Origin of the sequence: Winogradskyella sp. (genome assembly GCF_028289625.1) — a bacterium.
In the GTDB taxonomy this organism is placed as follows: Bacteria; Bacteroidota; Bacteroidia; order Flavobacteriales; family Flavobacteriaceae; genus Winogradskyella.
In genome coordinates this window covers 21971-42082 of the sequence record NZ_JANQOM010000044.1, presented here as the reverse complement: position 1 = coordinate 42082, position 20112 = coordinate 21971, and the positions used below count along the sequence as shown (strand labels likewise).

The window sequence follows — 20112 nt, the reverse complement described above, 5'->3', positions numbered from 1 at the left end:
ACAGATTCAATAGGCCCTTCCATAACTGTTAGTGCGTGCTGCAGTACAGTAATTGAAGGTTCATAATCTCCACTTATGGCTTGGGGTCTGTTAATAATTTTTGCCCCAAATTTTAAGGCTACTTTCTTTATGGCGGCACTATCTGTGGAAACATAAACATCATCGATAATCGCTTTGTGCGATAAGGCATATTCTATCGAATAGGCAATAAGCGGCTTACCATTTAAATCTATAATATTTTTATTTGGTATACGCTTGGAACCTCCTCGTGCTGGTATGATGGCTACAGTCTTCAATGAAAAGAATTATTCAATTTTTTAAAACTATTAATACAGGTTTCGTGTCCTTTAAACAACTTATTTAAATTCGATTTTCTATAAACTTCTTGAAAATCAGTGTAGGCAATTGCAGGAATTTGCATAAAAGTTTCAATGAATCTCGCTTTTGAAGAAACCTCTAAATATTTACTATTCCAAGCGCTTAATCCCTTTGATAAATGCGCATAGTTTTGATTTTTTAACTGTGATTGGTATAGCTCTATAAGCATTTGCTTTTTATCAATTTCATCAGAAATATCTACATAAACATTAGGTAATAAGGCAGTATGTACAGTATATAATGCCAATTGTCCTTTATAATTAGATTGATGTAATGCTAGCCCTAAAATATAAGAGCACAATCTGTGTTTTGGCGGATTATCAATTGGCCAAATCGTAAATATTAAGTCCCAATCATTCTTTAGCAAACCAACTAATTTATTAATGTGGTCATCAGATATGTTTAGTTTAACATTATCAATACCAAGGTTATGTTTTTTTGCGTTTAATACCTCACAAATTTTACTCGATTCTCTATCTCTTATATAAACGGAGTCCTTAAGATTTGATAATTCTGCCCCATTGGTTAAAAAACATATCTCGATTTCTACCTTCAGATCCTTTAATTTCAGTAAAGTTCCCCCACAACCAATGGCTTCATCATCTTGATGGGGTGCCAAAACCAAAACTTTTTTTATCCCATTTAACGGTATCGGTTTTGGTATAAGTACATTTCTAAAATAATCTAACTGCCATAGATTTTCTAAAAAGTCTACATCTGTCGACTTATATACATTTTTTAGCAAAAACTTGTAAGCTCCGTCTTCTACATTACTAAAATAACGATATTGATATATACTCTCTATTTTATTTAATAGTCTTCTAATCATAATTCCAATACGCAATTTTTCTACCTAGCATATCCTCTAATGCAGTATTGTATGACTTATAATATCGTTGTAATTCTTTTTCCAGTTTAATATCAATAGTAAACTGTTTTCGAAACGATTCTTGATAGAAAAATCTCAGTCTATATCTTAGATTTTGTCTTATATCCTTATCATTTGATAATCTCACAATTAAAGCTTCCGTAACCCTTTCCCAAATATCAAATATCTTTTTAAATATACCTTTTGTAGCGAATTTTTTTCGTCTATAATATGGCTCTTTGTTAGCATTTCCCTTCTTGATATCTGGGATGTATGACTCATCTATCTGAAGAAAATTACAGATATCCTTTAAAACAGTCGCCCAATTAGTCTTTAAATCTTCGAGTATTACAACTTTAATATTCTCCTTAGAAATATAATGACCAAAATTAGTTAAACTATCAATATAACAACCGCGTTCTTTGTATTGTAAATGTAATTTTTCCCAATGATTCAAATCATTAGGTTTTCGTGTAATCGCCTTTTCAAAACTATTTGTTTCCCTTCCTTTTCTCAATTCATTTACATATTGACTTATGGCTCTGCTAATTGGTTCTCTTAGAATAATAATGAATTTTGTATTGGGTACATATTTAGATAATCGGGAATGTGACGATTTCCACCATAAAAGATCTGCATTTTTTACCCCAACTTTACCATTTAAATTTTCAAAATGATTAGTGTAGTTAGAGAATGATGCATGTTCTTCCCAATTATCTATTTCGGCATCCTTAATTTCATGTCTAGAAAATAATTGAGGCTCAATAAAAAAATTAAAATCCCTTTTCTTATACATTGAAACTTCAGGATGTTGATCCAGAACATTGTACAGCGTTGTTGTTCCTGAGCGTCTTTCACCACAAATTACAAAGTATGGAATGACCTTATCTTTTTGCATTTTTATTAGAGCTTGATGCCTTTTTCTTTTTTGTAAATCGCGGCAATAGCCTTACACCACCTATTAAAATCATATAGTTTAGAAGGAATATCTTTTAAATATGGATTTACATTATTATTACTTTGATACTTTTTTAGAGCTCCTTCTATTGCATTAACCCAACTTTCTTCAGAATTTGGCATCCCTACCAATTGGCCATATTTACCTTCGCTCAGAATTTCAGGCATTGGATCTATATCGGAAACCAAACAATAAGCTCCACTTTTTAGTGCCTCGGCTAAACTTAAACCAAAACCTTCATGACATAGTGTTGAGAATAAATAAAAATCTGTTAACTGATAATATTCCGGTAATTTATCGTTAGGGATTTTTCCTAAATATCTCACATTTGGTATACTATCATATGCTTTTGTTCCGATGACCAAAAGCTCAATGTTATTGTATTTCTTCACAAGGGTTTTCCAGGCATTCAGAATTATATGTAAGCCTTTTTTCTTTCTATCTTGAGATACCCATAAAAAGTAATATGTATTTGAAGCGAGTTTATATTTTTCTAGGAGTAACTTTTTTTGTTCCTTAGGTATTGGAAAAAACATTTCTGAGGACACACCATTATACAGTTGAACTACCCTACATGGTAAAGCATGGACACCAGATAGTTGCTTTTTATAAGATGCTTTAGTAAGTACAACTAATAAATCAATTGATTGATAAAATAATGCCTTTTTATTAATCGAAAGCTGATAATCAAAACCACGTTGCAAAAACACTATTTGAACCTGATTTCGTAAATCTGTTTTTTTTAAAAATGCATCGACGGCAAGAAGTATTCCAACATTATCAACAATGGTAATTAATAATTGCTTTTCTATTGAAATTATAGATTTTAAGGCGTTGGTGTAATTCTTAAATCTATAATTTGAAAACAGCTTGTTAAGAACTCTGGATTTTCTATATCCATTAACATGCATATGCTTTTTGGTAATCATAGATGGTGATTCTAACGGACAAACGATATAATCGAAAATAGTTTTGTCTAAAGATTCCAAATCAGTAAGCATTCGCTTCCAACTACCAATAGTTGCTGTTGGTATAGAATTATGTGATATTAAAACATGTTTCAACACTAGTAATCGCCTTTAATTCCTTTAATTTGAAAATACTGTCTTTTGAATTTTCGAAAGAGAATTTTATGCAATATTGCGCCAATTCTTATCTTGATTCCATTGATGCTCTGCACATTGTTCAATTCTTCTGTACTTAAATAGCTTTCCTTCTCATTTCTAGTAATCTGACGCATTGTATCGTTCATCCATTCTTCATAACTGTTTCCTAAATGATACGCTAAATTATTTTTTGTAGCTAACCTTAAGAATCCAGACTGGTCATTTGGTATATCTATATATTTATTTTCACTACCACCGACTATTTTAAGCCTTGACGGCCCTTTTGGGCTCTTTTCAAATACTTGAGCTCTCAACGTTGCTACAAAATGTCCACAGCCAATAACAGCTTCACCTCTACGATTTGAGACAACCAAATATTTGCTTAAATGGTTTTCATTATACATTGTTCTACCTACACTTTCTTGAAATTTTTCTAATCCATTTCGATCTTCAACCGTTTTAAAATCTAATTTCCCTTTAAATAATGCATAATAAATAGTACTATTCAAATGTTTTCCTCTATAAGCAATACTGCTAGGCACAGGCGATACCATCCCTGCTTCCGGAAAACTTCTAAAGACTTGCTCCACTTCCGTTTGCCAATTATCCAAGAACATAACATCTGCATCAGAAATGGTAATAAGGGGTTCTAGATTGCTTTTAACTGCTGAATAAATTGCGTTTACCTTACCAAGGTTTATTTTAGATTTTAATAACTGATCTATTTCAGGGTGAGTATTGAAAAGCTGTTGCAAATAATCTGAAGCCTCATTACAACAACCGTTATCAATTAATGATATCCGCGTTTTGGAATGGACCGTTTTAAGTAATGATTTTATACAAAGCTCAAATATTTTCAGACCGTCTTTAAAGTAGTCTTCTTCCAAATTTGGAATATAAACAGGAATCACAACCCTGTGGTAAGACTCATAAGTAAGTTGGTTATTTTCTTTTTCGGGATTAGTTCCTATCCTCATATGATTTTTGCTCTAATGGCTTAATGGTTTTGTTGAGTACTTCTTTCCAACAGAAATTGTGGCATACATTTTCTCAAACTTTAAATCCCCATTAAATTGATTGTTCCACATACTGATTATTTCTCTCTCACCGTCCCTCCTTGTATCATCTAAAAAAACACAAAATGACTTAGCCAAATTATTTTTTACACTTAACAACGCTGGATATCTAATATATGCTGATTCTTCTGTCCCAGGGCCATCAACTATAATTAAGTCTATGTCTTTTAAAGTCTTTACTTTTTCAGCAATTATAGTATTATCGTACCACGAATAGTTTTTCCTTACGATATAATCCGCGTTTAAATTTTTCACTATATCTGCATGTATTAGAGTAAGATTATCATCTCCCGAATACTTTTTCACTTCTTTTTTAATAATTTCTTGCCAGCCTTTATTATTATCAATACTCAATATTTTAGTATTTAGATTATTCACTTTAATAAATTGAGAGATCACAATGGTTGAAACCCCAGAACCAAATTCAATAATTTGTTTTCTATCATTTAATAAAATATCATTTAATATATGGACTATTGTGTAAGGATTTAAGGCAAAGGGAGTAAATGGCAAGTAAGTGAATTCTGGGAATAGCTTGTAAATAATTTGTAATGCGTAAGCATCATCATTACTTCTGTGTATTTTATCTAAGTATCTTTTATAGTTTATAAATGTCTTTACTTTTTTTAAAAACATTTTGGCAAAATTATTTTGTGTAAAACGCTATTAGCTTCTGCAACCCTACTTCTAGTGGTAATAACTCTCTACCCAATAAATTACGCATTTTGGTAATATCTGGGCAACGGCGTGCCATATCCCCTTCTTCCAATGCCGGTACATGCACAATTTCTGACTTGGAGTTTGTAAAGGCAATAATGCGCTGTGCCAAATCTAAAATGGTCATCTCCTTATCACTTCCAATATTGAGTACTTCATTTACATATTCGTCATTATACATTACCTTTATACAGGCCTCGATGTTATCCTCTACATAACAAAATGAGCGTGTCTGGCTACCATCACCGTAAATCAAAAGATTTTCATTAGCTAGTGCTGCTCTTAAAAACCTCGGTACTACAAAATCATCACTTTGATTAGGGCCATAGGTATTAAAAAATCTAAAGATGGTATACTCCAATCCAAATTCATTATAATAAGATCTAAAAAAGGCTTCACCTACATTTTTAACAATGGCATAGGGCAATCTCGAATTTAAAGGTGTGGTATGTTCGTTCTGTGGAATTTCAAATGGTTCACCATAGACCTCTGATGAACTAGAATAAAACACGCGTTTCACACCAGTATTCTTAGATAAGTTAAGTATATTTTTAATGCCTTCGATATCTTCAAGAACGGCCATTGGGTTTTCTAAGGTACGTTGTACACCTACCACAGCTGCATAATGAAAAACATATTCAAAATCATATCTGCCAAAAACGGCGACGACATCTTGATAGTTATTAACATCAGCTTTTATAAAAATCACATTGTCCTTTTTAGGAATCTTGCCTAGACTCCCGGTTGATATATTATCGATAATAACAATGGTATTCGCCTTGTTGTCGGCTAATGCATTTGCTAAGGCACTTCCAACATTACCTGCACCCCCAGTAATTAGTATGGTGTTACCACTCATTTTAACAAACGTTTTATAACGATTTTTACAATGGGTAAGTTAATCATCCAAATCGGATTAAGCCTACTTAAATTCATGAATGTTCTTAACATATTTATCTTAATATGTTTTGCTTGGGATTTACAGATCTGAGTATTTAATAATTTATATTCTATTTTAGTAATTGAACCAGTGTTATACTCTTTATCTATAATTTGCTTTAAATACAGGGGTACGTTTACATAAGGTCGTTTATCGCTAGACATATTGTTATTATGTTTTCTGTATTGCACTAAAGCTGCATCTTGATAGTAAAACTTGGTTTTAAATGAACAGCGCGTCCAAAATTCAACATCTGCTGCTGTTTGTGGCATATCTGTATTAAAATACCCTACGCTGTCAACTAATGTTTTTGTCACTAATGGTGTCGGCATCATCAACGTCCAATTACCTATCATTTTCAATTTTACGTCTCCATGTTTTACTTCTGGACTGCCAGGACGTCCTACTGTATCTCCAGTTAGTACTCCATCAGAATCAATAACATCGCAATAACAATGTGTTAAAGCATATTCTGAGTTTTCTTCAAGTACTCGGACTTGCTGCTCTAATTTATTTGGCAACCAAATATCGTCATCATCCAAAAATGCTAAGTATTTTCCATTAGCTTTGTCAATACCTATATTTCTGGGTTTGCATGGTCCACCACTATTTTCAATTTTAATATAATTTACATGACTATAGTCTTTACATAAGATTTCGGTATGATTATTACTAGAACCGTCATCAACGACTATAATTTCTACATAGGGATATGTTTGGTTAATTACACTATCGATGGTAAATTTTAAATAATCAACACGATTATAGGTTGGGATTATAACTGAAACTAAGGGATTCAAAATAAGCGTTTTATCTTTTTAATTAGTCGTCTTATCATTCCTTTCACTGTTTTTCCTTCTGTAATATAAAGTTGTCTTTTCAGCTTAAAAAACTCTAAATAGTCTTCGTAAAACATGCCAAAATGCTGCTTAAACATACGTTTATCTTCTTGTTGTTTTTGACTTTTAAAATCTGATTTATTACTCAACCCGGTTAAATCAAATAATGCTAAGGCTATAGGTACATGACTAAATTTAAAGGTATTGTTTAAAAATGCTCTGAGGAAATGTTCTCGATCGCCGATAATAGCATAACTCTCATCATAAAATCCTACAGTTTCAAAGACGCTTTTCTTTATTAAAGTGCTTTGATGCGGTAAGGAAGATCGCATAAAAAACTCTGGAGTTAAGGTATCTGGGTATACCTTACCACCATCTTTAAATTTATAATCACCATAAACAATGTCACCATTACATTTTGGGTGCGCTATATAACTTGCCAGCGCATCTGATGACGTAAAAATATCTCCTGAATTTAGAAATAATAAGAAGTCTCCTGTGGCTCTTTTAATACCTTTATTCATAGCATTAAAAACGCCTTTGTCTTTTTCACTCACCCAATAATTAAAGTGTTCACTTTCTTTTTCGAGTAATGCTTTACTTCCATCATCCGATAAACCATCTATAACAATATATTCTATGTGCTGATAAGTCTGCTCTTTCACCGAAGCTATAGTCTGCTTTAAACCTTCGAGGTTATTAAAGTTGATTGTTATGATTGAAACCCTAGGATGAGCCATCTACTTAATTTTGGAGTTGTTTATAAAGCTCAATGTATTTTGAAGCTTGATTCTGAAAAGAAAAGTGATGCTTAGCATATGTTATTATTTTCTCTGGATCGAATCTTTCTTTTTTGTTAATAAAATCTTCGATAGCCTGTTTAAGTGATTGAGAGGATATCGTTTTTGCTAATACACCATTCATGGGTTCCTTAATATGCTCTTGTATACCACCAACTTTAAAACTAATTACAGGTCTAGCATACGACAATGCTTCTAACATGGTATTGGGTAGATTGTCTTCTATACTTGGCAATACAACGGCATCCGCGGCATTATATGCTTCAGCAATTTTACTGGTATCACTTAAAAAGCCTAAAGGTTTCAATGTAATATTATTATTTTTAATGGACACTTCCCCATGGCCTACAGTCAATAGAGTTAAAGAGGACTTCATATCCTCAAGGGCTTCCTGTAAAAAAACAAATCCCTTGCGTTCAATGTCTAATGAACCAGATATAAATAATAAAACATGGTCATCATTATTTAAACCCAAGAGCTTTCTAGATTTTTCTTTTTGAATATGATGTTCTGGTGAATTTATTTCTATTGAATTTGGTATAACGTTTTGAATTTTAAAGCTTGAAAACATATTGGTTTTAGCGGCTTCGTCTAGTAACCATTTAGAAGGGCTTAAGCATGCGCCCTTATCTATACAAAGTAAATGTTTACGCTTTAGTGAAAACATTTTTTCTTCCGTAGCTGCAAAATTAGAATTTTTATAAGCATCGGTTTCATAATGAAATATCCCTTTAAATGGGTTCATATCGTGCATGGTCCAAACTATGGGCTTAGATACATTTTTAAAAAACGTTGGATAATCTATTAAATCACCTACCCAATGCAAGTTAACAATATCTGCCTCTAGTACAAATGGATGATTGTGCAACTTATAATTAGATATTGGCAAGGATACAATCTCGCAGTCGATATCTGATTTAATTTTATTGAACTTTTTAATGAAACTGGTTGTCTTACCTGGTGCTATTTTGTTAATTATTCTTCTAACTAATGTTGGTTGCTTATACTCAAAAAAAGTATCATCAACAGTTTCGTTTTTAAAGTCTATACTCAAACCTTTAGATAAAAATGCTGACTTAATATTTGCTTTATGTAAAGCATTATGCAACCTCAAAGTGGCTATACCAGCTCCACCTTTATGTGATGTGTTAATATGTACCACTTTTAAACTCAACTTCTGCCTAATATTTTATTTACTATCTTTCTAGAAAATCCTCTTACATATCGCTTTAAATAAGATTTAGGGTAGCCAAAAAACAAATAATCTACCATCACTATATGTATATTTTTCAAGAGAATCCAAATGGATTCTTTTCCTACCTTTTGCGACCATGAGTGATCCCATAAATGTACTGCAATACTTTTTGATGTTAAAAAGGATTTGTAATCCTCCAACCTATTTTCGTAAGTCAACGGATAGAAATACTCGGGCTCTAAAATACATTCGTCACTATACAATGTATTTTGATGAATAGCTTCTGAAAATGTATGAGTGATTACTGGCAATGAAAACTGATTAAAATGATTGCTCTCATAAAACTTATGCATAGTTTTAAAAAAACGATGACCTGATACACCACCAAAAAAACCAAATGCGATTCTATTTTTCACCTCATAAGCGCTGAAAAATTGATAGCTCAAAAGGTGGTCTATTGGCTTTAACAACAGCATATCTAAGTCCATATAAATGCCTCCATACTTATACAATACCGAAACCCTTACAGTATCTGCAACAAAGGCAAATCTTTTTTTTCTAAAGGCATCTTTATAAAATTTATTTTGAAAGGGCTTGCTGTTGTATTCATTCCATTCTTTTATTTCAAAATCGGGAGCATATGTTTTCCAACTTTCTATACACTTGAGTGCTACATCGGTTTTTGCTTTACCGCCAAACCAGCAATAATGGATAATCTTAGGTATCATTATTTAAGCTGTTCTGGAGTTTTTCCTTTATAAACCAACAACATAAGTCTTAGCCAAATAGAATTTAACTTTCTACCAACAGCAGTATTTTCTAATGCTCTTAATGCTTTAAATCTATTGGTTTCTAACAAGTTAATATCACTATAATCTTCTATAAATGCAGGAAAATGTTTTTGTAGTACTTGTTTTCTTTCTGCTTCTATAACTTTCTTGTTTGATGGGTGGTTTGACATACCGTCTAATCCAAAAATAGAAATTGTCTCATCCAAATATTTGTAAGCTACATTTTCCTTGCAAATGGCACATATAAAAAACTCCCAGTCCGAAACTATTTTAAAAGTCTCAGAATAAAAAAATAACGTATCAAATAAAGATTTCTGTATAAATGTTGCTGGATGTGGCAAAGACTCTTTTAAGAAAAAACTAAAACTTAAGCGCTCAGGATATTTCTGTACAAACCTATCTGATTCTGACTTAAAAACCAGATTACCATAGCAAATCGCATATTCTGATTTAAGTTTTGGAAGCACGTTTGTTAATACATTATCATCATGCAATACATCACCACTATTTAGAAACAACAAAAACTTACCTTCAGCTAGTTTTATCCCTTTATTCATGGCCTCATAAACACCCGAATCTGGTTCGGTTTTATATTTTACATGCGAAGTATATTCTTCTAAAATCGATATACTGCCATCCGAAGAAGCACCGTCAATCACAACATGCTCTATAGTATCTATATTTTGATTTTTGACACTGATAATGGTATCTCTCAAACCTGAGGCATTGTTATAATTAACTGTTATTATTGTAAGTTCTTTCAATCTATTTTTTTATTGTTGAATTAATCCGCCTTATGCTTCCATTTTCATTGAAAGTACGTATTCCTCTATTTTTGAAACAGCAATATGTACTTTAAACTTTGAAGTCTTTAGTTCTGCCTCTGCATGTTTGAGTAAGTCATTTCTTTTATTTTCATCAAGTACAATTTTCATACTTTCTGTTAAAGAGTTGATATCTTCTGGATTAAAATAAATAGCACCTTCTCCAAGTTGCTCTCTATGTCCCAAAAAATCTGAACATAAAATGGGACAGCCTATTGCTCTTGCCTCTAAAGGCGGCATATTAGTCGGTCCTAAGAGCGAGGGGAACACTAAAGCTAGGGCATTATTATACAAAACATATAACTCTTCGTTAGAAAGAAATCCTACATATTTAATGTTCTCTGATATACCCAAAGTATCTATGCAATTCAGAATATAATCTAATTCACCTTTATCACTTCCACTTAAAATAAGTTTTAAATTAGGGTTGTCTTTAAATACTTCAGCAAATGCAAATACTAGTCGTTCATGATTCTTATGTTTCCAAAACTGAGCGGGATAGATATAATAACTATTTTGTTCTATCTTAAATTTTTTAAGTATTTCTTTTTGCTCTGGCCCCAAAACATTCATCTCAACCAAATTCCCAGGAAAAATTGGCACTACTTTTATTTTCCTTTCAGGAATTGATAATAAGTTTATTAATTCGTTCTTTCCTGCTTCAGACTCAGTAAAGATGTAATCGGCTTCTGGTAATATTTTATTATACCATTTAGTACGCACCTGCAGTTCATTTTTCTCGGTAATTTCAGGAAATGGTGGCAATGTTAGATGTCCCAAATCCCAATTAGTTGATATAAATGGAAATTTTGGAATGTATCTTTGCATTGGTGCTAAATAATATACTATATCTATATTGGCTTGTTTTACTTGCTTATGAATTCTCTGTAAAGTGCTCCTCCTATTTTTGGCCTGAATTTTATTCTTTAGTTTTTTAAAAATTCTAAATTTTCTAGAAAATTCAATTATTAATTTTTGATTAAGCGATAACTTTTCATCAATTATGTTTATACACGTATAGGACTTGTTTAATCGGTAATCAATTTTTTCAGAACCTATAAAGCAAATCTCTAATTGAGGATCAAATGTTTTTTCATCGATTTGTTTAACCAATTTGGAAGTATACGAAAACCCACCTCCAAGAGTTGGCATCATAGAATTATCAATCCAAACCGCTACTTTCATACTACCTCTTTTTTGCTACTACAACAACATTCCACGAAGATTTGGTAGGTTTATTGAGCGTCATCCAATGATAGTACGCTTCAGTATCTAGCCCATTTTCATCTAGCATATACTTAAGCTCTGGGATAAAAAAATAACGCATGGTATGGGTTTCTTCTATCAACTCTTTTTTATTGTTTTCCTTATCCGTAATTATAATATCAAATAAGACATTTACCGTATTTTTATTTACATCCGATACCGGAGTAGCGGTTCTATGAACTAAAAGTGTTTTATCCTCTAACTTTTTTTCTTTAACAACTGGCGGATCGGTTAAAACTCCAGGACCATACCAAAAATCGAAAATAAAAAGTCCTCCTTCCTTCAAATGATGCTGTACTGTCTGAAATGTATTTTGAATTTTCTGATTTGTATCCTGATAACTTACAACATGAAAAAGACTAATTATAACATCAAATTTTGTTTTAGAGCTTGATTTATAGGTAGTAATGTCTCCTTCAAAAAAACTAAGGTTTTTATCGCCTTTGTTTTTATTTTTAGCAATTTCTATCATTTGTGAAGAGAGATCAACTCCTTCTACTTCATAGCCTTTCTTAGAAAAGATTTGTGCATGGTTTCCGGTGCCGCAACCTAGTTCTAATATTTTTATGTTACCCTGCAGATTATGGGGCTTTAATAATTGCTCTATATACGAGACTTCATTATCATAGTCTTTATCCTTATATAACAGGTCGTAATATTTTGCATAAAGATTAAAACTATCCATTTGACACAATTTTAATCAAACTATCCGCTACAATTTCTATTTCTTCATTTGCTAACCCTAAACCTGAAGGGATATAAAAACCGGTCCTAGCCATTTTTTCGGCAACAGGATGGTGTTCTGATTTAAATAAGCCCATTTTATTAAATACTGGCTGCTCGTGCATACACCAAAAAAATGGTCTTGTCCCAATCTTTAGTTGATTCAGTTCTTTTTGAATTCTACTACATTCCGCTTCAGTCCTTGCTAGTAGACCATAGACCCAATATATATTTTGAGAATATTCAGTTTGAGCAAGTGGTAATTGAAGATTTATTTTGTTTTTTAATAAGTCGTTATAGCGTTTTCCAATAGCTCGCTTACGCTCTATTATATCATCGATTTGTTCTAATTGCGCCACTCCTAGGGCCGCTTGCATATTAGTCATCCTATAGTTCCAACCAATTTCATTATGTACAAATCGTCTCTCTTTTTCAAAACAAAGATTTCTGAGCTTTTTACATCGCTCGGCCAAAGCTTCATCACTGGTAAGTATCATTCCGCCTTCGCCTGTGGTTATATGTTTATTAGGGTAAAAGCTAAAAATGCTTATATCACCAAAGGCACCACACTTTTGAGTATTACATGTCTGACCATGCATTTCTGCGGCATCTTCAATCACTTTTAAATTATAGGTTTTTGCCAATTGAAGTATGGCATCCATTTCTACTGGCAAACCATAAATGTGTACTACAAGTATTGCTTTTGTTTTGGACGTAATCTTGTTTTCAATTTGATTTACTTCCATATTCCATGTATCTAGATTAGAATCAATTAATACAGGAACCAACCCTTGATTTACAATACTTTGCACTGGTGAGATTATGGTAAATGTGGGACATATAACTTCGCTTCCTTTTTCTAAATCCAAAGCTTTTATTGCTACATCTAATGCTGCCGAACCATTACTTACTGCTATACCATAATCTTGGCCAATATAGCTGGAAAACTCAGCTTCGAATCTAGACACAAACGATCCTTCAGATGAAATCCATCCTGTTTCGATACATTCGTTTAGATATTTTTTCTCATTTCCGCTTAGACGTGGAATATTTACAGGAATCATTCTATATGTATTTGATCTGAGTCGATTGGTTTAAATAGAGTCTTGTCCTTATCACCAGAATATGGACCTTGCTTAACTTCTATAATTTCGCTTTCCTCTAGCATTTCAAAACCATGTCCTCCTGACGCCAGAAGAATAATATCTCCTTTTTCTATTACTTTACTCAAAAGGTATGCTTTTGCATCATCATAAAAGTCGACCCTAACTTTACCTGATTTTATAAACAAAACTTCTTGTGTCCAAACCACCTCACGTCTTACTGGATTATGTACATGAGGTTCAATAACGTAGTTTTTTTCGCGCTTCATATAACCCAACTGTTGCGAAAAACTATTAGGTGTAAAAAAGGTTATGCCATCTTTTTCAAATTTTGAAGAGATTATGATTGCCAATAGTGCTTCGCCATTTTTTATTTCTTCTATCATTATAAACCTATATTATTCAGTTTAATTAACATTCGCTTTTTTATCAATTGTAAAGTAGTTAATTTTTCGTCTTTAGCAATGAGCAAATTCATTGGTATTTTAATAAAACTACTTTTACTTGGAGTGTGTTCTCTTAGCTCTTTTTCTATAGCTTCTATATTATAATACGAATAACCTTCTTCTTTAAGCTTATGCAAATACTCTAAACTTAATTTTTTCTTTTGTTTTGAATTTAGTGTCGTCTTCCAAGAATCTAAATAACTATTTACTGGCTTTGAATGCTTATGTAAACTTTTAGTATCTACGTGCCAAGAGTTAGAAAACTTTCCTTCTACTTGATAGTTTGTTTGTAAAGGTGTTTCTAGAGCTAAATACGTATTGATGGCTTTTAATGTATCATCCGAATTTTGTATTAAATCTTCATAGCTGACTGTGATACTATTTTTTATTCTTTTTATGCCTTCTTCAATTAATTTTGGAGCTAAAAAAAGATCATCTAATCTATCTTCTGATTTTAATAATTCTTTATAATCACCATTAAAATTATAATCTAATATGGATGCAAATACAGCCAAAGGATTTCTTACCAAAAAAATAAACTTTGCCTTAGGAAACAGTTCATACAGCTCTTGTATCACATGATAATATCTTGGTGTTTTATCTAAAAAGTACTGATGATTTTCAATCCTGTCTTTATATAAATTTAAGGCTAATGCCTTTACACGCTTTTTATAACTTTCGAGACCATCCTTTTTTTCTTCTAGATATCTTGTGAAATTTATTACAGCGTAATTTGGATTATATGCTGATGTAATGGTATTTTCTTTATAAGTATAGATTAACGATAGCATTTGCCATGGCTCAGGTGAAGAAACAATGTTATTGCTATTTAATAATAACTGTTGCAATAGCGACGAGCCCGACCTTGGTTGTGAGATTATAAAAATTAATGATGCATCTGTCATAAATACCTAACCGTTATTTTGCGATTCCCAGTTACAATCTAAAAGCACACAACCCATATCATCTTTTTGATAATTCTCAAATCCAGAGCCGGTTTCTTCAATTTTGAATTGTATGGATTGATCTAATTTTCGGATTAGTTTTTTCTTGTGAATATGAAACCCAATTACAACTCTATACTTATTAGGCATTAACACTGAACTCGGAATAATTACCTTGATAGTATATGTTCCTTCTTTAGTTATACCAACATCAGACATTAATGTATTGGATGTAAATATAACCCGCTCAAATTGGTCTATAGCCTTAAATCCTAATTTTGCTGCAAGATCCTCTTCAGAAACTTTAATTTTAAAATCAATACTAACACTTTCGTTAAAACCAAAGGTGTCTGCTAATTCATTCTTTTTGAGAACTTTTACTTCTAATATGTCGGAATCTTCGTTAGGCTGAGGATTTATGTAAATTGCCTCCGAAGATTTCATTGTATTATTTAAATAATAATCCAAAGCGTCTTCTACTTGACCATTAAATGCTACCTCACCATGCTCTAGCACAATAGCCTTTGTACAAAGTGCTTTTATACTAGCCATATTATGACTGACAAACAGTACTGTCCTTCCTTCCCCTTTTGATATATCTTGCATTTTTCCTATGGCCTTTTTTTGAAACTCAGCATCACCAACGGCTAATACCTCATCAATAACCAAAATATCAGGTTCTAAATGTGCCGCAACCGCAAAGGCCAACCTCACGGTCATACCACTACTGTAACGTTTAACTGGAGTATCAATATATCTTTGGCAACCTGAGAAATCAATTATTTCGTCAATTTTGCCAACAATCTCGGACTTGGTCATTCCTAAAATTGCACCATTGAGATAAATATTTTCTCGACCTGTCATCTCTGGATGAAAACCAGTCCCAACTTCCAATAAAGAGGCAATACGTCCGTTGGATTTAATAACTCCCAGTGTTGGCCCTGTTACTCTTGATAATATTTTTAGTAAGGTTGATTTCCCTGCCCCATTTTTCCCAATAATACCTAATACCTCACCTCTATTAACTTCAAAATTTATATCTCTCAAAGCCCAAACATAATCAGAACTCCCTTCTGATGATCTATCATTAGACTCTCCAATTTTTAGATAAGGATCTTCTTTACCTCTCATCTTATACCACCAACGATTAAGATCATGACTAATTGTTCCTGTACCAATAAGCCCAAGTCTATATTGTTTACTCAGGTTTTCAACTTTTAATATAACATTAGATCTTGTCATACCGTATCAATAAATGATTGCTCAGTCTTGTTAAATACAATCAAACCAAATAAAAATAAAAGAATACAAATGATAAAAGAATATAGGAGTTTATCCATTTCAAATTGTCCAACGTTCAACACCATAAATCTAAATCCTTCAATAATTTGTGATAAGGGATTTAGCTCGACTAGGTTAGCCACCATAGGCGGAAATTTTGCTCTGGCTTCTTCGAGCGGATAAGGTACCGCAGATAAATACATTAGTAATTGCACCCCAAAACTTACCAAGACTGTTAAGTCTCTATATTTTGTGGTCATTGCAGACAATAACATTCCTAGGCCTAGACTAAAAAGTGCCATCATTAAAACATAGATTGGAAATAGCAATAAATATTGTGGTTCTAACACAAGTGTATCTCCTCTTAGTAAATAATAGATGTAAAAGCCAATTAAAACTAATAATTGAATACCAAACTTAACCAAATTTGAAATCGTCACTGCCATTGGCATAATCACTCTTGGAAAATAAACTTTACCAAAAATATTTTGATTTTTAGTGAAGGTACTTGAAGTCCCTGTGAGACATTGCTTAAAATAATTCCACAGTGTAATCCCAGTTAAATTAAATAAAAACGGATTAATATCCCCTGTTTTTATTTGACCTAAATTATTGAATATGAGCGTAAAAATAACTGAAGTAAATAAGGGCTGAATAATATACCATAATGGCCCTAGTATGGTCTGCTTATAAGCTGTTATAATATCGCGTTTTACAAAAAGAAAAAGTAAATCTTTATAACGCCAAATCTCAGTAAAATTCAATTCTATCAACTTTCTTTTATGAGAAATTACATAGAGCCAATTATCGTCAGCAGTTTTCACAATTGATTAAGTTTAACCGAACGAATATAAGAAATGAAACAACAGAAATACAACTTCAAAAGTTGACTTATTCAATTAATTTTAACAATGTATTAAGTAATAAGGCACCTCTTTTGAAGATGCCTCTGAATATTGTTATATGAATCTTTATTAGTTAAAGTAATCCCAGGTAATTTTCAATCCTTCCTTAACCGTAAATTGAGGATTATAACCCAAAAGGTTTTGGGCCTTGGAAATATCTGCTAGTGAATCTCTAACATCACCTTGTCGAGGAGGTCCGTAAAGCGCTTTTAAATCAGAATTCGCAGCAATTCTTAAAGAATCCCATAAATAGTTGACAGATATACGCTCACCACAAGCTACATTAAACACTTCATTACTTGCTTCTTTTGGTGCAAAAAAACCTCTTATATTGGCTTGCACAGCATTATCTACAAACGTAAAGTCCCTTGTCTGCTCACCATCTCCATTTATCTTAGACGGTTTATTATCCTTCAATGCCTGCATAAATAAAGGAATAACAGCAGCATAAGCACCATTTGGACTTTGCTTAGGTCCGAATACATTAAAATAACGCAAACCAATAACATCAGTGCCATACGTCTTTCCAAAAACATCGGCATACAATTCATTGACATATTTTGTGACGGCATAAGGAGATAATGGCTTACCAATGTTATCTTCTACTTTTGGCAATGCTTTACTATCACCATAGGTAGAGCTTGATGCCGCATAAACCATCCGTTTTACGGTTGGACTATCCTTTAATGCAATCATCATATTTAAGAAACCAGAAATATTGACTTCATTTGAAGTTGCTGGATCATTTATCGACCTTGGCACAGAACCTAAAGCCGCCTGATGTGACACATAGTCAACATCCGCCATTGCGTCTTTACAAGTCCCTAAATCCCTTATATCACCTTCTACCAATTCAAAATTGGGATTATCCATAAACTCTGTTAAATTTTCGCGATACCCATTAGAGAAATTGTCCAATACCCTAACTTTTTTAGCACCATACTTTAACAAATATTCAACAATATTAGAGCCTATAAAGCCACCGCCACCAGTAATTAGGAAACTTAGCTTTGACAAGTCTTCTTTATGGTATTGATTTGAGTACATCATTTTAATTTGAGGATAAGTTAAAGGCGAGCATCTACAACATCTTGTGGCAATAATGACTTAACATCAAAAACCACACAGTTATCAGATTTTAAATTATCAATCGAAACGTCTAAAAATTCTTTATGTGATACAGCTAAGATAATGGCATCATAATTTGACTTTAAATCATCGGGAGATGATATTAAATCCAGTCCATACTCGTGTTTCACTTCTTCTTTAGAAGCCCATGGATCAAATACATCCACGCTAACATGGTAAGATTGTAACTCCTCAATAATATCAATGACCCTGGAATTTCTAATATCTGGACAGTTTTCCTTGAAGGTTATTCCTAATACAAGTGCATTAGAGCCTTTGATTGTAGCACCTCTATTAATCATCATTTTTACGGTTTCTGTTGCGACATAGCCACCCATACTATCATTCATTTTACGTCCTGCTAAAATAATTTCTGGGTTATAACCGGATTCTATAGCTTTTTGAGCTAGGTAATAAGGGTCAACACCTATACAGTGTCCTCCAACTAAACCTGGTGAAAATTTTAAGAAATTCCATTTTGTCCCAGCGGCTTCTAATACCGCTTTAGTGTCAATCTCTAACAGTCTAAAAATCTTAGATAATTCATTAACAAAAGCGATATTAATATCGCGTTGTGAATTTTCAATGACTTTAGCTGCTTCGGCTACCTTAATAGAAGGTGCTAAATGGGTGCCGGCTGTAATTACTCGTTTATAAAGTTGATCTATTTTCTCGGCTATCTCTGGTGTAGAACCCGAAGTAACCTTTAATATTTTTGTAACGGTGTGCTTTTTATCTCCTGGATTTATTCGCTCTGGTGAATAACCTGCATAAAAATCCGTATTAAAAGTAAGGCCAGATACCCTCTCTAAAACTGGAATACATATATCTTCTGTGGCACCAGGATATACTGTTGATTCGTATATAACTACATCATTACTTTTAAGAACTTTACCCACAGTTTCGCTTGCTTTGATTAGCGGTGTGAAAACTGGCCGCTTAAGTTCATCCGTTGGAGTCGGAACAGTAACAATATAAATATTGGCCACGGCTAGTGCATCAACATTATCTGTTATGAATAAACCTTTATCTGCGTTTAAATCTGTAGTCAGTACAGATTTAAGATTATTATTATCAACTTCCAATGTTTTGTCAACACCAGAATTTAACTCACTGATTCGCTGTTTATTGATATCGAAACCAATAACAAAAAACTGTTTAGCAAATTCAACTGCGAGGGGCAAACCGACATAACCTAATCCTATGATTGCAATTTTGTCTTCAGAATGTGTCATTTATTTAAAGTAGATTTTATAATGAGCCTCAAATCTAAATAAAAACTATAATTCCTAACATAGTTTTTATTGATTTTCACTTTATCTGCCCAAATAATCGTTCTATTGTAATGTTCAGGATCTTTTTGCCGTTCTAATACACGTTCTTCATCCTTATACTTTAAAGTAGCCTCACCTGTAATCCCTGGCTTTACGATTAAAATTATACGATCTTCACCCTCTAATTCATCTGCAAAACCTTGAATATCAGGTCTAGGGCCAATAAAACTCATATCACCTATGAGTACATTATAAAGTTGAGGAAGTTCATCTAATTTTGTTCTCCTAAGGTATTTACCGAATGTTGTTGCACTTCTATATAAATGCCCTAATAGGTGCTCTTCTTCTTTTAAAGTCCTTATCTTATAAATTTTGAACAATTGGCCGTTCTGTCCAACACGTAATTGAGAAAACACACCATATTGCTTAGTATCAAGCGTTGCAATAATGACTAAAACTATAATTGGGATGGCGAAAAATGGTAATAACACAAAAACTAAAGTTACATCCAAAATTCGTTTTACTTTAAGTTGTGTTTTGGTAATCAAAG

Annotated in this window: 21 protein-coding genes and 1 pseudogene; all 22 read right to left on the bottom strand. The window is 32.6% G+C overall.

Annotated elements, in window-relative coordinates; translation table 11 throughout:
• A pseudogene (locus tag Q0992_RS09400) lies at positions 1-296 on the bottom strand (acylneuraminate cytidylyltransferase family protein); the annotation flags it as partial.
• The gene (locus Q0992_RS09395; protein WP_299522940.1) at positions 293-1207 is read right to left on the bottom strand and encodes a PIG-L deacetylase family protein; all 915 of its coding nucleotides are present in this window, start codon (positions 1205-1207) and stop codon (positions 293-295) included. The pseudogene Q0992_RS09400 and the gene Q0992_RS09395, both read right to left, overlap by 4 nt.
• Positions 1200-2144, bottom strand: a complete 945-nt coding sequence (locus Q0992_RS09390) for a sulfotransferase (protein WP_299522937.1) — start codon at positions 2142-2144, stop codon at positions 1200-1202. Before Q0992_RS09390 ends, Q0992_RS09395 begins: the two co-directional genes overlap by 8 nt.
• A gap of 5 nt (positions 2145-2149) precedes the next feature.
• A complete protein-coding gene (locus Q0992_RS09385) occupies positions 2150-3268 on the bottom strand; it encodes a glycosyltransferase family 4 protein (protein WP_299522934.1) in 1119 nt (372 codons plus the stop codon).
• A gap of 2 nt (positions 3269-3270) precedes the next feature.
• Entirely contained in the window at positions 3271-4287 is a 1017-nt protein-coding gene (locus Q0992_RS09380; RefSeq protein WP_299522932.1) for a glycosyltransferase family A protein, read from the bottom strand.
• A gap of 12 nt (positions 4288-4299) precedes the next feature.
• Entirely contained in the window at positions 4300-5022 is a 723-nt protein-coding gene (locus Q0992_RS09375) for a class I SAM-dependent methyltransferase (RefSeq protein ID WP_299522929.1), read from the bottom strand.
• 10 nt (positions 5023-5032) lie between these two features.
• The gene (locus Q0992_RS09370; RefSeq protein ID WP_299522927.1) at positions 5033-5962 is read right to left on the bottom strand and encodes an NAD-dependent epimerase/dehydratase family protein; all 930 of its coding nucleotides are present in this window, start codon (positions 5960-5962) and stop codon (positions 5033-5035) included.
• Positions 5959-6843 carry a glycosyltransferase family 2 protein gene (locus Q0992_RS09365; RefSeq protein WP_299522924.1) on the bottom strand — a complete coding sequence of 295 codons (885 nt, stop codon included), beginning with the start codon at positions 6841-6843 and terminating at the stop codon, positions 5959-5961. Before Q0992_RS09365 ends, Q0992_RS09370 begins: the two co-directional genes overlap by 4 nt.
• The gene (locus Q0992_RS09360; RefSeq protein WP_299522921.1) at positions 6840-7622 is read right to left on the bottom strand and encodes a glycosyltransferase family 2 protein; all 783 of its coding nucleotides are present in this window, start codon (positions 7620-7622) and stop codon (positions 6840-6842) included. The genes Q0992_RS09365 and Q0992_RS09360 overlap by 4 nt, the downstream gene beginning before the upstream one ends.
• 4 nt (positions 7623-7626) lie before the next feature.
• The gene (locus Q0992_RS09355) at positions 7627-8856 is read right to left on the bottom strand and encodes a glycosyltransferase (protein WP_299522918.1); all 1230 of its coding nucleotides are present in this window, start codon (positions 8854-8856) and stop codon (positions 7627-7629) included.
• Positions 8853-9605 carry a glycosyltransferase family 32 protein gene (locus Q0992_RS09350; RefSeq protein WP_299522915.1) on the bottom strand — a complete coding sequence of 251 codons (753 nt, stop codon included), beginning with the start codon at positions 9603-9605 and terminating at the stop codon, positions 8853-8855. The genes Q0992_RS09355 and Q0992_RS09350 overlap by 4 nt, the downstream gene beginning before the upstream one ends.
• The gene (locus tag Q0992_RS09345; RefSeq protein ID WP_299522912.1) at positions 9605-10432 is read right to left on the bottom strand and encodes a glycosyltransferase family 2 protein; all 828 of its coding nucleotides are present in this window, start codon (positions 10430-10432) and stop codon (positions 9605-9607) included. The genes Q0992_RS09350 and Q0992_RS09345 overlap by 1 nt, the downstream gene beginning before the upstream one ends.
• Before the next feature lie 30 nt (positions 10433-10462).
• On the bottom strand, positions 10463-11677 hold the full coding sequence (locus Q0992_RS09340; RefSeq protein ID WP_299522909.1) for a glycosyltransferase family 1 protein: 1215 nt from the start codon (positions 11675-11677) through the stop codon (positions 10463-10465).
• A gap of 1 nt (position 11678) precedes the next feature.
• The gene (locus Q0992_RS09335) at positions 11679-12443 is read right to left on the bottom strand and encodes a class I SAM-dependent methyltransferase (protein WP_299522906.1); all 765 of its coding nucleotides are present in this window, start codon (positions 12441-12443) and stop codon (positions 11679-11681) included.
• The gene (locus Q0992_RS09330) at positions 12436-13545 is read right to left on the bottom strand and encodes a DegT/DnrJ/EryC1/StrS aminotransferase family protein (protein WP_299522903.1); all 1110 of its coding nucleotides are present in this window, start codon (positions 13543-13545) and stop codon (positions 12436-12438) included. Before Q0992_RS09330 ends, Q0992_RS09335 begins: the two co-directional genes overlap by 8 nt.
• Complete coding sequence (locus Q0992_RS09325; RefSeq protein WP_299522900.1) at positions 13542-13970, bottom strand: hypothetical protein; 429 nt, start codon at positions 13968-13970, stop codon at positions 13542-13544. The genes Q0992_RS09330 and Q0992_RS09325 overlap by 4 nt, the downstream gene beginning before the upstream one ends.
• Positions 13970-14935 (bottom strand): sulfotransferase, encoded by a 966-nt coding sequence (locus Q0992_RS09320; RefSeq protein WP_299522897.1) that lies wholly within the window; start codon positions 14933-14935, stop codon positions 13970-13972. The genes Q0992_RS09325 and Q0992_RS09320 overlap by 1 nt, the downstream gene beginning before the upstream one ends.
• A 6-nt stretch (positions 14936-14941) precedes the next feature.
• On the bottom strand, positions 14942-16216 hold the full coding sequence (locus tag Q0992_RS09315; protein WP_299522894.1) for an ABC transporter ATP-binding protein: 1275 nt from the start codon (positions 16214-16216) through the stop codon (positions 14942-14944).
• Positions 16213-17082 carry an ABC transporter permease gene (locus Q0992_RS09310; protein ID WP_299522946.1) on the bottom strand — a complete coding sequence of 290 codons (870 nt, stop codon included), beginning with the start codon at positions 17080-17082 and terminating at the stop codon, positions 16213-16215. The genes Q0992_RS09315 and Q0992_RS09310 overlap by 4 nt, the downstream gene beginning before the upstream one ends.
• Positions 17083-17229: 147 nt before the next feature.
• A complete protein-coding gene (locus tag Q0992_RS09305) occupies positions 17230-18207 on the bottom strand; it encodes an SDR family oxidoreductase (protein ID WP_299522943.1) in 978 nt (325 codons plus the stop codon).
• A 20-nt stretch (positions 18208-18227) separates the two neighbouring features.
• Positions 18228-19523 (bottom strand): nucleotide sugar dehydrogenase, encoded by a 1296-nt coding sequence (locus Q0992_RS09300; RefSeq protein WP_299522891.1) that lies wholly within the window; start codon positions 19521-19523, stop codon positions 18228-18230.
• Positions 19520-20110, bottom strand: a complete 591-nt coding sequence (locus Q0992_RS09295) for a sugar transferase (protein WP_299522888.1) — start codon at positions 20108-20110, stop codon at positions 19520-19522. The genes Q0992_RS09300 and Q0992_RS09295 overlap by 4 nt, the downstream gene beginning before the upstream one ends.
• Positions 20111-20112: the final 2 nt, after the last annotated feature.

Bases quoted from the DNA above. Each gene is read 5' to 3' on its own strand.
- Q0992_RS09375 (WP_299522929.1), bottom strand. From the start codon at position 5,022: ATGTTTTTAAAAAAAGTAAAGACATTTATAAACTATAAAAGATACTTA.
- Q0992_RS09305 (WP_299522943.1), bottom strand. From the start codon at position 18,207: ATGTACTCAAATCAATACCATAAAGAAGACTTGTCAAAGCTAAGTTTC.
- Q0992_RS09350 (WP_299522915.1), bottom strand. From the start codon at position 9,605: ATGATACCTAAGATTATCCATTATTGCTGGTTTGGCGGTAAAGCAAAA.
- Q0992_RS09370 (WP_299522927.1), bottom strand. From the start codon at position 5,962: ATGAGTGGTAACACCATACTAATTACTGGGGGTGCAGGTAATGTTGGA.
- Q0992_RS09380 (WP_299522932.1), bottom strand. From the start codon at position 4,287: ATGAGGATAGGAACTAATCCCGAAAAAGAAAATAACCAACTTACTTAT.
- Q0992_RS09340 (WP_299522909.1), bottom strand. From the start codon at position 11,677: ATGAAAGTAGCGGTTTGGATTGATAATTCTATGATGCCAACTCTTGGA.
- Q0992_RS09300 (WP_299522891.1), bottom strand. From the start codon at position 19,523: ATGACACATTCTGAAGACAAAATTGCAATCATAGGATTAGGTTATGTC.
- Q0992_RS09335 (WP_299522906.1), bottom strand. From the start codon at position 12,443: ATGGATAGTTTTAATCTTTATGCAAAATATTACGACCTGTTATATAAG.
- Q0992_RS09315 (WP_299522894.1), bottom strand. From the start codon at position 16,216: ATGACAAGATCTAATGTTATATTAAAAGTTGAAAACCTGAGTAAACAA.
- Q0992_RS09395 (WP_299522940.1), bottom strand. From the start codon at position 1,207: ATGATTAGAAGACTATTAAATAAAATAGAGAGTATATATCAATATCGT.
- Q0992_RS09325 (WP_299522900.1), bottom strand. From the start codon at position 13,970: ATGATAGAAGAAATAAAAAATGGCGAAGCACTATTGGCAATCATAATC.
- Q0992_RS09390 (WP_299522937.1), bottom strand. From the start codon at position 2,144: ATGCAAAAAGATAAGGTCATTCCATACTTTGTAATTTGTGGTGAAAGA.
- Q0992_RS09330 (WP_299522903.1), bottom strand. From the start codon at position 13,545: ATGATTCCTGTAAATATTCCACGTCTAAGCGGAAATGAGAAAAAATAT.
- Q0992_RS09360 (WP_299522921.1), bottom strand. From the start codon at position 7,622: ATGGCTCATCCTAGGGTTTCAATCATAACAATCAACTTTAATAACCTC.
- Q0992_RS09320 (WP_299522897.1), bottom strand. From the start codon at position 14,935: ATGACAGATGCATCATTAATTTTTATAATCTCACAACCAAGGTCGGGC.